Source organism: Sphingomonas sp. HF-S4, from assembly GCF_032911445.1.
In the GTDB taxonomy this organism is placed as follows: Bacteria; Pseudomonadota; Alphaproteobacteria; order Sphingomonadales; family Sphingomonadaceae; genus Sphingomonas; species Sphingomonas agrestis.
The window spans coordinates 1-12,585 of the sequence record NZ_JAWJEJ010000001.1 but is presented as its reverse complement, the minus strand read 5'-3'; the positions used below and the strand labels follow the sequence as shown (position 1 = coordinate 12,585).

At 63.5% G+C, this 12,585-nt stretch carries 11 protein-coding genes and 1 tRNA gene; 3 read left to right on the top strand and 9 right to left on the bottom strand.

The genetic code is table 11. The features are described from left to right. On the bottom strand, positions 1–660 hold the full coding sequence (locus RZN05_RS00060; RefSeq protein ID WP_317224581.1) for a GntR family transcriptional regulator: 660 nt from the start codon (positions 658–660) through the stop codon (positions 1–3). Between the two features lie 141 nt (positions 661–801). On the opposite strand from RZN05_RS00060, the gene RZN05_RS00055 reads away from it, so the two are divergent. Further along, positions 802–1,614, top strand: a complete 813-nt coding sequence (locus RZN05_RS00055) for a TauD/TfdA dioxygenase family protein (protein WP_317224580.1) — start codon at positions 802–804, stop codon at positions 1,612–1,614. 70 nt (positions 1,615–1,684) lie between these two features. Here the strand turns inward: RZN05_RS00055 and RZN05_RS00050 are convergent, their stop codons facing one another. The 5 genes from RZN05_RS00050 to RZN05_RS00030 form a co-directional block, all read right to left on the bottom strand. Next, positions 1,685–2,911, bottom strand: a complete 1,227-nt coding sequence (locus RZN05_RS00050; RefSeq protein WP_317224579.1) for an MFS transporter — start codon at positions 2,909–2,911, stop codon at positions 1,685–1,687. 515 nt (positions 2,912–3,426) lie between these two features. Then, on the bottom strand, positions 3,427–4,365 hold the full coding sequence (locus RZN05_RS00045) for a type VI immunity family protein (RefSeq protein ID WP_317224578.1): 939 nt from the start codon (positions 4,363–4,365) through the stop codon (positions 3,427–3,429). A 10-nt stretch (positions 4,366–4,375) separates the two neighbouring features. Then, positions 4,376–5,227: a DUF3829 domain-containing protein gene (locus RZN05_RS00040; protein WP_317224577.1), complete on the bottom strand. Its 852-nt coding sequence runs from the start codon at positions 5,225–5,227 to the stop codon at positions 4,376–4,378. A 541-nt stretch (positions 5,228–5,768) separates the two neighbouring features. After that, positions 5,769–5,915, bottom strand: a complete 147-nt coding sequence (locus RZN05_RS00035; protein WP_317224576.1) for a hypothetical protein — start codon at positions 5,913–5,915, stop codon at positions 5,769–5,771. Positions 5,916–5,990: 75 nt separating this feature from the next. Further along, entirely contained in the window at positions 5,991–6,917 is a 927-nt protein-coding gene (locus tag RZN05_RS00030; RefSeq protein WP_317224575.1) for a LytTR family DNA-binding domain-containing protein, read from the bottom strand. 48 nt (positions 6,918–6,965) lie between these two features. Between RZN05_RS00030 and RZN05_RS00025 the strand changes: the two genes are divergently transcribed. After that, on the top strand, positions 6,966–8,483 hold the full coding sequence (locus RZN05_RS00025; protein WP_317224574.1) for a serine hydrolase domain-containing protein: 1,518 nt from the start codon (positions 6,966–6,968) through the stop codon (positions 8,481–8,483). Positions 8,484–8,924: 441 nt separating this feature from the next. Beyond that, positions 8,925–9,161 (top strand): hypothetical protein, encoded by a 237-nt coding sequence (locus tag RZN05_RS00020; RefSeq protein WP_317224573.1) that lies wholly within the window; start codon positions 8,925–8,927, stop codon positions 9,159–9,161. Between the two features lie 166 nt (positions 9,162–9,327). Here RZN05_RS00020 and RZN05_RS00015 read toward each other — a convergent pair whose 3' ends face one another. From RZN05_RS00015 to RZN05_RS00005, 3 genes are all read right to left on the bottom strand, one after another. Further along, complete coding sequence (locus RZN05_RS00015) at positions 9,328–10,875, bottom strand: serine hydrolase domain-containing protein (protein WP_317227526.1); 1,548 nt, start codon at positions 10,873–10,875, stop codon at positions 9,328–9,330. A gap of 114 nt (positions 10,876–10,989) precedes the next feature. After that, positions 10,990–12,081, bottom strand: coding sequence for a helix-turn-helix domain-containing protein (locus RZN05_RS00010; RefSeq protein ID WP_317224572.1), 1,092 nt, complete (start codon positions 12,079–12,081; stop codon positions 10,990–10,992). Between the two features lie 381 nt (positions 12,082–12,462). After that, a tRNA-Met gene (locus RZN05_RS00005) sits at positions 12,463–12,539 on the bottom strand. Positions 12,540–12,585: the final 46 nt, after the last annotated feature.

Here is a 12,585-nt window from a genome sequence, read left to right as displayed (position 1 = left end):
TTAGTTGGCGGGTGCAGCGTGGCTTTCGACCCGGGCGATGAAGGCAAGCGTCTCGGCTTGTGCGGCATCGGCGTCGCCGGCGAGCAGCGCCGCGACCAACGCGCGATCGGCGGCGAGCGTCGCCTCGCGATTGCCGGCGACGCGGTAGAGCTGTTCGCGCCCCAGCCGGAAGCTGTCGTCGACCAGTTCGCCGCAGCGCGCGAGCAGCCGGTTGCCGGCGATGGCGCGGATCGCGGCGCGCAGCGCGTGGTGGGCATTGGCGAAGGCACGCGCGCGGCCCTGGGCATGCGCCGACGCGGCGCGGCGCAGTTCGGCATCGAGCGGCGCGGTATCGACATCGCCGCGGACGATCGCCGCCGCCGCCGCGCGGGCAAGCGCAACGTCGAGCAGCCGCCGCGCCTCAAGCCGCTCGCGCATCGCCAGATGATCGTCGCTGGGCAGCGCGAAGCCGCGCTCGGCGGGCTCCAATGCGCCTTCGCGCGCGAGCCGGATTAGCGCCTCGCGCACCGGGGTCCGCGACACGCCATAGCGCCCCGCCACCTCGACCTCGACCAGCCGCTGTCCCGCCGCAATCGTCCCCGAATCGATCTCCTCGCGCAGCTTCGCGTACACCTTGTCGCTCAGCCGCTCCGCCGGCTCGATCAATCCCTTGCGCGCCATCTGCCCTCCAGTCCCCAGCCGTCTAGCGCTGGCGTTGTCTAGCCGCAAACGTGCCGTAACTCCGCATACTGTGCACTGTATACATTGACGCAACCAGGCTCGGCGATATGCTCGACATTGACCCCATCAAAAGGAGCACGCATGGCCTATCGCACCATAACCGCCGAACAGCTGACGCCGCGGATCGGCGCGGTGATCTCGGGAATCGACCTCACCGTACCGCTCTCGGCCGAGCAGGTCGCCGATCTCCACCGGGCGATCGCCGACCATCAGGTGATCTTCTTCCGCAACCAGCCGCTCGATCCGGTGTCGCTCAAGCGCCTCGGGCTGCATTTCGGCAACCTCCAGGCGCATGCCTTGAAGGGCCTGCCCGACCATCCCGAGGTGCGGAAGCTACATGCCGACGAGAACTCGAAGCACGTCGCCGGCGAGGAATGGCACAGCGACATGACCTGCGCGGCCAAGCCGCCGATGGGCAGTATCCTCTATCTGCACACGCTGCCCAGCGCTGGTGGCGACACTGCGTTCTCGAGTATGTACGCCGCCTATGACGCGCTGTCGGACCGGATGAAGGCGTATCTCGAGGGGCTCACCGCGACGCACGACGGCCGGCTCGCCTTTGGCCGCTTCGATCCCAATGGGCAGTATCCGATCGCCACCCATCCAGTGATCCGCACCCATCCGGTGACCGGGCGGAAAGTGCTGTTCGTCAACAAGGGCTTCACCAGCCACATCAACGAACTGCCCCCGGCCGAGAGCGAGGCGGTGCTCGACTTCCTCTACCGTCATGTCGAGAATGCGTATTTCCAGTGCCGCTTCAAATGGGAGCAGCATTCGGTGGCGTTCTGGGACAATCGCTGCACCCAGCATCTCGCGATCTGGGACTATTTCCCGCAAGTACGCTCGGGCTTCCGCGTCCAGATCGAGGATCCCGATCTCTCCCAGGCGGCCTGATCGTCGCGCAAATTATAAGGGGCCGCTCCGCGAGGGAACGGCCCCTTTCTTGTGCGCCCTCGGGGGTATTTCAGGTCATAGAAATCTGGCCGCCTCGCGCGCGCGCGCCATAGGGGCTGAGCAACAGCACCAGCCCTGAGGCAAGCAGGCAGATCGGCACGCCGATTGCCAAGATCGCGGTGTAGGATCCGGTCGCGTCATAGACCGCGCCGAACGCGAGCGGCCCCAGTCCCATCGCAACCATCACCGCCGCGAACAGGGTGGAAAAGATCTGCGCGAAGCAGCGCAGCCCGAAATAGCGCGAGGTCAGATAGGCGAGCATGTCGACCTCGGCGCCAAGACTCCCGCCAAGCAGCAACGCCGCGGGCAGAAACGCCCAGAGCGGTAGCGGCAGCGCGAGCAGCAGCAGCCCGATCGCCGAGAGCGAGAAGAACAGGAAAGCGATCCGCCGCGCGTCGTGCTTGTCGACCATGAAGCCGATCAACAGCCGCCCGCCGAACGTCGCCATGCCGAACAGCGAGGCGATCCCCGCTGCCTGGCCCGCGGGCACGCCGCGATCCTGGAGCAGCGGCACGAGGTGCGGGATCAGCCCGTAGAGCACGAAGGCGAGCACCACGAAGATCCCGCCGAGCACCCAGAAATCGGGCTTGCGCATTGCCTGCGCCATGCTGTCGCCGGTGGTACTGCGTGCCTCGGGCGCATCATGTGGCGCGTCGTGCCCGGGCGCCTCATGGATTGCGAGCAGCACCAGCGGCAGCGTGCCGACCAACAGCACCGCACCGAGCCCCAGATACGCGATCCGCCAGCCACCATATTCGAGCAGCGCCTGGGCCAGCACCGGCACATAGGCGAAGCCTAGACCGGTGCCGCTGCCGGCGATCCCGATCGCCAGACCACGGCGGTGATCGAACCAGGTGGTGATCACGCGCATGTAAGCAGTGCTGTTGGTCCCCACCGCGATTGTTCCCATCGCGACGTAGAGCGCGATGAATTGCCAATAGGTCTGGACGAAACCGAGTCCGGCGACGCACATCGCAAGGATCACCACCGAGGGAATCAGCACCCGCCGCGCGCCGAGCGTATCGATCAACTTGCCTGCAATCGGCATGCACGCCGCGGTGCTCAGCATCATGATCGACACCGCCGCGCTGATCGCGGTGCGGCTCCAGCCGAACTGCTGCGCCAGCGGTTCGGCGGTCACTCCCATCGACGCAAGACCGAAGGCGGCCGGCCCCGTCGATATCCCGAACAGGCTGATCGCGACGACCATCCATCCGCGGGTGCGTGATTGCTCCATCGATGTCCTTCCCAACGGCGCGCCATCCGCGTTCCCCAGGAACCAAACACTAGGTCCAGGCAAAACCCTGTCAAACATTTTGTATGATCGTATTATCAAAGACGCCGATTAGAACGGACTCACGCGCGGGCAGCGCTGCTGGACGGTAGGATCGTCAGCGCTCGGTTGTTCCGTACCGGCTGTGCTGGCGGAAGAAGGCACGACCCGCGTCCATGGCGCCTCATCGTCGGTATGGCTGCCGATCGCTCGCACAGGAGCGAGCGAATCCAGGGGCCTCTAGCGGTCGGGACGAGCGATAGAGTTGCGCTACGACGGACTGGAAACCGGAACTAGAAGCGTAGGCAATCCGACAATTATGGACCTGTCAGTCCATGACATATCAATATAGTATCCATCAGGATAAATTATCTTATCATCAATAAATAAGACGCCGCCATCTTGGACCAACGCTATAGCAATTTAATACGTATTTTACGCCATCGCTATCTGTATAACCCGATCATAGAATGCGCAAATCAATCGAGCCGCGTAAGATAGTCGGCCACCAAGGTATCATGGTCCTCAATCACGCCGCCGCCAAACCAGAAGGCGCGCGCCGCGCTGAGCGGCTGACGGATCGGCTTCAGTGCACGCGCCACGGCGGAATAAGGACGTAGCGCGTCCTCCTCCTCCGGCAAGCCCCAGATCGGTTCCTCGCCCGCGGTGATGATCAGGAGATCCTCCGTGCGCTCGATCGTAACGCCAGGCTCCTCCGCCAGCGAAGCAAGTCCCGGCTCAGCCCGATCCCAATAGTCAGGGCCGATGTAGGTCCGCCAGCCGATATCGATGATGCCCGGCTCCTCGCCCTCCTTCCAGCGGTGGGAAGAGCCCTCCCGGCGCAACGCCTCCTGCGCCATATCGGCATTCGTACCGAGCGCAGCCCGCCGCTGGTCGACCCCCATGACGGGAAGGAAATTGAGGCTGCTATGGTGTGGGGGTACGAACATGCCCTTCCCCATCACCGCGCTGATCGTCGGCATCGCCTTCAGAGCGGCGTTCATCGCCTCGCCAAAGTCCGCCCACTCGTCGCCCTCCTGCGGAAGCGCGGCCTCCAGGAAGAAGAGATCGTGGCGCTGCTCCACCCCGAAAAAGGGCAGGCCAGGATGTGGATAGTCGGACAACGCATGACCATAGCGACGCAAACCGGCGCCCGAGGCCGTCTCGCCATCCTTCTCGAGAAAGGCGCGGGCCGCCTCGAGAAGGCGCGGCGTCGCACGCCTGATTTTCCCGGTATACCCTGGGAAATTATAGGAGGTCTCGTTGGCCGCCTCCCCGAAAAGCGCTTCGAACCGCGCGTAGAGGTCGGCGATACACGACGCGACCTGCGACGCATGGATCATGCCGTCGATAATCGCGATCGACCGAAAAGCCGGGATGCCGACGGGCTCGTTTTCCCAGGCCAGATAGCCGATCATACCCTTTCCCTCATGCGGTCGCGCGCAGCACATTGCTCGCCGCCTCTCGCAGTTCCTTGAGGTTATCGGCGTCCCTGGAGCGGCGATATTCGCGCAGTGCGCCGATCATGCTCTCGGCGGAGGCGACCACGCCATTGTCCAGGACGGCGTCCTCTCCGGCTTTGCGCGCTTCCTCGGTACGTGCGGTCCGCACCTTGTCCAGCAGCGGCGTGAGCTGCGTTAAGAGTTTGTCCATCTCATCGAGAACCGCCGGCTCCAGCGTCGGTCCATCCCCCGCGAGCTCGCGCACTTTGCGCACTTGCTGCGCGATCTGGAGCTCATAGACGTCGGCCATGCGCCCCTCGCCCTGGAGGCGCTTGATCAAAACGGCCTCTGTCTTAACCCGGCTGGTCTCGACTGTCTTCGCAAGAGCGTCGGTCGCAGCGATGATCACATCATAGTCAGCGAGGATTTCCGGTGCCTCCTTCCGAGCTCGCGCAAAATCGTCGGTGAGATAGCCGCGCATGGTCAGATAACTGCGCAGGTCCTTGGCCTTTGCGGCGAGCCGTCCAAGCGGCGCCAACAGGCGATCCGCCAGAGGGTCGATGTCCTTGAGCGCCCCGTCCATCGCGCGCGTACGCCTGAGATCCTCCCAGGCATTCTCGACGCTTTGGGCATCCATGAAAGGCGAATCTTCAGCGGTAGCCTTGTCGAGCCGCCGTTCCGCGAACTCGCGCCTGAGACGGCTCGGATCAAAGTCGATGAGGGTCCGAGAATAGGCGCTAAGCTTGGTGGACTGCTCATAGCTTAGCTCGGATGGCTCGGCACTCGTCCGCTGTTCCGAACCCACACCGCAACCGGCCATAGGCAAAACCAGAACCATGGCACCAAGCAGAGTGCTCACGTGTATCGATCGAAATCCGCGAAGCGCCATGCTGTCTCCTTCTGCCGATGCCCTTGCCTATCCCGCTCAATGTTCAGGGCAAACGCTCCGAGCGAAATTGCGTTCGTCTTCGCGACAAGCGGATTGGCCATGGGGACGAGCTGAAATTCAAGGATCGCCGCAACCACGCCCGTTTTCGGCTTCGACCGGCATTGGTGGGAGCCGCCGTTCGAGGCTGGGGCAGTGGCCGACGTATCCGGTCGCAAGCCGCCGAAAGCTCGTGGGACTTCGCTACCATAACATCGACTTGGCGAAGGTCTGACAACGCATATAGGCTTCGCGCGAAGGAACGTGCATCGCGATGGTCGAGGGTTCGAACCGCCGAAAGCAATTGGCTGCGATGTTCGAACGCCGTCATCATCATCATCGAAGAAGCGGATCAGCTGGGTACTGTTCGGCGTTCGCTACATGGGCGCTGGCGACCTCGGCAATGGCTGCAAGCTGGGTCGGATTCTGCTCGATGAGCGTGTCGTCTCTCCTTTCAGCGCCCGTCTTCCAACAACCGTTGGGAAACGAGCAGCACGCCGATTGCCTGCGCCATCGGATCAGGCGATTCGGCGTACGACTTGATGATCGGCCCAGCGACATCCGGCGCGGGGGCGTGGTGCTTCATCGAAGCGAGCAGCATCGCATCCAACCCGCCATATACCGCCGTTCGCCGCTCTTCCCGGTTGAGAGCGCCGCGATTGCGCCAGCGAAAGCCTCACGAGATCAGGGCTCGGACCGCATCGAGGTAGCGCCTGCCGAGCGGTACGAAGATATCGCCATATAGGTGTATCACTGGACGGCCGCCCGGCTGACGATAGATTTCCTTCACATGCCGTCCATTGACCAGCGCCTGGCGATGGACCCGTACGAAGCCCAGCGGTCCGAACCGATCGGCAAGTTGCGCCAGCGTGACCCGTACGAGGTAGGTCCTGCCTGCGGCGACGATTTCGCTGTAATTACCGGCCGACCGAATCAGTACCACGTCCTTGGTCCGCAGGTGCAACAGCGGCGCCTCCGGCAAATCAAGCCATTCGCCCGACCGGGGCGACGTCTCCGCAGGGGACGGAACCGATTTCGCCGGAGGCTCCGCTCTGTGTGAAGCCAGATGCCGGCTCAAGGCAGTCATCGCCCCGAGGAGAGCGGCGCCAAGGAACATCGAACGCGGCAGGAAGCTGGACAGCGTCGGCAGCGGCAGGGCACCGGGCGCGCAGGTCGGGTAACCTGAGATCGCGACGGCAAACCACGAGGCTCCAATATCGACCAGCGTGACGGGCACGAAGGCCAAGGCGGCAAGCAGCAGCGGCGAGGCTCGGCGAGCCTCGAGCATCTCCCGCAGCGGCTGCCGGCAACCGCTGATGATTGCGAACGCCGCCAGCCAGATCATCAGCTTCGCGACGGGCGTCTCGGCGGGGTGCTCTGTTGCGAACGGATTGAGCCGAAGCGCCGCACCGTTCACCACACAGCCAAGCACGAAGGCGAGCAGGACGAGCGCCGCCACAATACCAAACGGGATATCCCGCTCCCATAAAGATCCGCGCGCGATCGGTTGCACGGTCTTCTCATAGCGTGCCGGTGGACGGACGCGAATAGGCGTTCGTCCCCAATAGGTGCCGATCGTCCCAATCCGCTTCGCGATGCTCACGAAGGTGCGTCAGATGACGGCATGAGCAATCGGTAAAGGAATTTCTTGATGCGCTTGCCTCGTGTCCATTTGCTGGCTGCCGGCGCATTCGCGCTCGGCGCCCTAGGTCCGGTCACCGCGCAGGTCACGCCGCCGTCCGAGCCGATTCCTGCTCTGGACCTTGGTCTTCGTCCGAGCGTGACCATGCCAGGCGAAGCTCCGCCGCGCTGGTCGCTTGCCGAACGCATGCGCCACTACAAGGTGCCGGGGGTCGCGATCGCGATCGTCCGAAACGGCGAGGTGGTTCTATCGACAGGGTACGGCCTGCGCGAGGCTGGCACCGGAGAAAGGGTCGATGGCGACACGCTCTTTTCGGTAGGCTCGATCAGCAAGGTGGTGACGGCCGCCACCACCTTGCGACTAGTGGCCGGGGGGCGTCTGGACCTCGATCGCAATGTCGACGATTATCTGAAGCGCTGGAAGCTACCCGCCACCTCCGGGATGCCGCGGCCCGGCGTGAGCCTGCGCATGCTGATGTCCCACACCGCCGGCCTGGGGGTGCACGGCTTCGCCGATTATCGCCCCGATGAACCGATGCCGACCCTGGTCCAGGTGCTGGAGGGCGCGAAGCCGGCGAAGAACGAAGCCGTGCGCTTCAAGCACGCGCCGGGGAGCGTCAACGATTATTCCGGGGGCGGCGTCACCGTGGAGCAGCTGGCGATCGAGGATGCGACGGGCCGGCCGCTGGCCGATCTCGCCCGGACCGAGGTGTTCGAGCCGCTCGGCATGGCGCGCAGCACGTTCGAGAGCCCGTTGTCCGCCGTCCGCGGCAACATCGCCAAGGCGCATGACGGTAATAGTGCGCCGACGGCGGGGCCGCGCGGTTGGGAGAGCTTCGCGGAAGCGGGAGCGTCGGGCCTTTGGACGAGCGCGAACGATCTCGGACGGTTCGTCGCTGGACTGATACAGAGCTACCAGGGGCGCTCGCCATACCTTCCTCAGGCGCTCGCGACGGCTATGATGACCGAAGTATCGCCGAGCGTGTTCGGGCTCGGACCGCGGCTTGGCGGCAGCGGCATGGGCCGGCATTTCTTTCACATGGGCGCGAACGAGAGCTACCTCGCGTTCATGGAAGGCTATCCGGAAACGGGCGATGGCTTCGTGATCCTGACCAACGGCAGCAACGGCGTTCCGCTCGTGGCGGAGATACGCAACGCCCTGGCCGACACGATCGGGCTGGGCGCTCATCCCGAACTACGCAGCGCGGGGCTGCGGATGGCGCCCTCGCCCGATTTTGCGGGGCGCTATCGGCTGGACGCCGCAGTGCCCATCCACTTGCGACGCGGGATCGCCGACAGTTTTGAACATGAGACCCTGCAGATCGAGATCGACGGGACCGCCGTACGTCTTGCCCTTCCGGGTCAACCTTCCGCTACCCCGCTGGTCCCGGTCGGGCCGGGGCAATTCGCGTATCTCGGGCTCTATACGTTTACCCTCGATTTCCGCCGCGATGCCTGGGGGATCGTGCAGGGCATCACGCTTTCGCTGCCGGAGGCGAACTCAGTAGCCTATTACGTTCGAGAATGATCGAGGGCCAAGCGCATCTAGGCTTCGCCTTTGCCTTTGGGCGGAGAAACGGATCATAGCGCTGTGGCCTAGTGCTCACGCGCCCCACCTTTGCAACTTATGGCACGGCCTGTTCAGTTCGTGGGATTCCCTAGACAGCATCATAAAGCCCCTGTGGCGTACTTGTGACCGAAGGTAAGCCGGCGCGAGAGTTTGAGCAGGCGGTGAAAAGCTCGGCGTTTGAAACCTGACCGGCGGGAGCTCGGCGATCACCGCCAAGCCGCTCAAGTCCCCGCTGCGAAGGAAGTCGATGATCTTGTTGCCGGTTCCCAGAGCATTGGCGAAGAGCGGGTTGCGTGCCTGGTGGGTGCCGCGATGCACCAGGAGCGCCCGACCATGGGGAAATAAGGGAGAAGGCCAAGGGTATTGTCGATAGGAGTCGATATGTCCCACTCGCCGTGGATGAAGAGTACGGGCGTTGGATTGATCACAGGGATGCGAATCGCGTCGAAGGTCGGGTGTCAGCCAATCGGCCGCGGAGCCCAGCACTGCCTCAAAATCCCAGAAACCAAGCAAGTCTGTCGCCGGGTCGGTCCAAAGCCGATGGCCGCGAATGCCGATCTAATATCGGATCGATCGATCCGCGAGCGTGATGACGCCGGCCTCGAGGACGATCTCGCCGGCCCGATGCGCCTCTGAGGCATTGGCCGATACCGGGGTTGATGGGGCGATAAGCCCGGCAATCGCGGGCACCCGGCAAAGGCGACCTGTTCTTCTCATATTTCACCTTTTGAACTGGCATTGGTCGCCGCTCGGCGCGGGGAAGCGTCGGAACCGCAAGCGCGACGCATCACCTTAGCCGAACTCATCGAACGGTAGCTTGCTGGCGCTCGAACGGGATTTGGCGCGCTCTCCCAATGCTGGCGCTAAACCCTGCGCCGGCACCTTTCGCATCGCGGCGGATACGGAGCGTCCAGCCGGACTCCGGAGCACTGAACGTATCGGCAATCGTCGGTTGCAACGGCTGCGACGTTCCGCGCGGGCTTCGCCAGCGAAGCGCACCATCTGCGAATACCAGACAATGCTCACCGTCCGTGTCATGACTTCGATAGCAGCCGGCGAGTTGGGCGAGTTCGGCGGCGTCCGGGTTCGATGTTCTCGTCGGCTCAAGCCAAATCGGCGCGTTGCCAGATCGTGTGACGACGAGCGCGGACACGTGGCCGCCGCTGTCGCGGCTCACCCTGGCGCGCCTGCCATCCTCGGCGGCGAAATCATCGGGCGAGATTATCAAGAAGCGCGAACTACCGATACGCAGGCCGCTTTCCGCTTCGACGATTTTGACCATCGTGTCGGTCGCCAGGTTTCGATACGCACCTGGGACGTCCGCTGGCACGCCGGTGGCGGTCGCCACCTGCGCAGTGGCATTCTGCTTCGGCGTCGCCGCTGGGAGAAACAGCGATGCCAGCTGTGGCCCCAGTTCCTCGGTGTTGATCGATCCGGAATTGCACAGCAGCGCGATCCAGAGATGGTCGGCGGGAAAGCGTCCCAACCATGCGCGATAGCCGGCAGTCGACCCTGCATGACTGAAGGCATCGCGACCAGCGACCGGCCCGAGCTCTATCCCCAGCCCATAGGGCACGCGCGTTCCGTCGGTCAGCCTGCCCGGCTCGGTCATCAATGCCACCCATCCACGCCTCGGCTCGTCGAGTGCGGCGTTCCAGCGCTGCAGGTCCCCGACCGTGGTCAACAGCCCGCCTGGACCCACGACGTCTTCAAAGGGCATGTCCAGTTGCCACGCCCCGTTGGCGTCGGGCGAATAGGCCTGCGCACGGCGAGGTACGACAGGCCGGAAATCGCTGCGCCAGCGGGTTTGGGTCATGCCCAGCGGCGTGAATAGTTCGGCCGCGGCGAACTCGGCGAAGGGCTGCCCCGCCGCCCGCTCGATAATCCGCGCCATAAGAAGATAATTCGAATTGCTGTATAGAAATTCGGTCCCGGGTGGGAAATTGAATGCCTTCTGCTGCGCGATCAGTGCGATCGCATCCTCCATCGAATAAGCGCGCGATCCTCGCGGCCAACCGGTCAAGTCGGCGAGCACTCCCCAGTCTCGGATGCCACTGGTGTGATGCAGCAGCATCCCAAGCATCACCGGCTGGTAGAGCGCAGGCAACTCGGGCAACCAGCGGCGGATGCTGTCGTCGAATGACAAAGTGCCGCGTTCGATCAGGCGCGCGGCAAGCGCGCCGGTCAATTGCTTGGAAACGGATCCCGCCTCGAACACGGTGTCCAGGCCGTTTGGCTGCGGCGTTTCCAAATTTGCCATGCCGTAGCTGCGCTGGGCGAGGATCTTGCCACCCCGCCGGACATCGAGAGTGCAACCGGGCGTGTCCTTGCGCGCGACCGACGCGAACAGCGAATCAGGGTCGGGCGAAGCGATGGACAGGAGTAGGGTAATAAGAATGGCGCAGCTCCAGCAGGAGGGCGCTAATGGCCTTCAATTCGCTCGGCGCGTCGCTGCACAATCCGCCTAAATCGTGCCCTGGCGGATTTCGCTACGCCAGGCCGAGGGCGTCAATCCCACGACTTGTCGGAACGCGCGATTGAAACTGGCCTTGGACGAGAACCCATAGTCGAGTGCGAGCGTCAGCAGGTCTCGTGCCTCGTCCGGATCGGCAAGCGCACGCTTTATCGCGCTGACTCTCATCGCGTTGATAATCCTATTGAAGTTCTCGCCACTCCCCCCGTTGAGCGCACGCGACAGGCTGCGTTCGGACGTGCCGAGCCGGTGCGCGACCTCCCCGAGCGTTAACCCTTCCTCCCGCCACCAGCCCTGCGCCTCGATCCGCCGCGTCCAAATTTCAGCCTGTCTGATATAGTCGGTCCTGCGAAACGAATCCGCTTCGCTTGCGGCCCTGACGGAGTAGACGGTCTCGCTGTGCCGCCAGCCGAAAAGGCCCAGTACATAAGCGAGCAGACAGAAGCCGAACATGATCGGCGCGCGCCCGAAATAGTCGAGCGGGTGGACGAACGCGTGCCATGCGGCGGCGGCTACGGTGACTCCCAGAAGCACTGCGAATGCCGCGATCATCACCCGCAGCCATCCAAGCCGCCAGTGTTCGCGATCGGCAAAGCGGGTATCGAGCCACGCTTGATATTTCGCCTGCTCGCACCAGCACAGCGCCAGATAGACGGTGCCGGCAAATAGAATGGCCCACATTGCCGCCGGCGCAACCAAGGGAAGATGCGAAGTAGTGTACCACTCCCATTTGGCGTCCAGCGGCAGCGCGAAACAAATCAATTGGTAGAGCAACTGGATCGCCGCAGGGACGAGATGCACGCGCCAGTCTCTCGGAAATCGTCCCAATTTCGCCCGGACGTATAGCCATAAGAGCGGCGCAAACCCCGCCGACATATCGAGCGGTGCGAACGTCAGCCAAGGGTGTGCGTCGTAAGCGCCAGCGAACCCAAGAACGTAGATGCACAACCGCAGCGCTACTAACATCAGGAGCGTTGCAAGAAGGCGGTTCGCGATAACGTCGGTCCCATTGCGCACGACTAGAGCGGCAAGGAACACCGAGTTCGCCACACCGAGCGAAAGGATTATGCTGAGCAGGCCCATTGCCTCCGTTGTCGACGGTCTTAGGGTTCCAATCCAGCGTTTCGTCGCCGCCCCGCGTTGCAGACGTGGCCGCCTGTCGAATAGGCGCGAACCTCCTTCAGCAAGTCGGCCACCTGCGGCGCGAGTGGCACGAGATGCTCGCGCTTCTTCTTTCATGCGATCGGCGGGCGCGCCATAGGGGCTCTTGAGAGCCATTTGGGGGTGCTCCGCAGGTGTCTGCGGGGATTACCCCGGAAAATACTCCCAAAAGCAAATCGACGTGGTGGCATCTGGCGGCATTCGGAGAGACGCCCCGGAGGCTCGCGACTCGGGCTAAGCTCAGGAAAAGGGCACAAAAAAACCGCCTCAGGAGATCCTGAGACGGCTTGGTTGTCTGGTGTTTGGTTGCGGGAGCAGGATTTGAACCTGCGACCTTCAGGTTATGAGCCTGACGAGCTACCGGGCTGCTCCATCCCGCGGCAAGTGTTTGCCAGCGTGAGCTGGTCGCGTCATTTCTGACGTTGT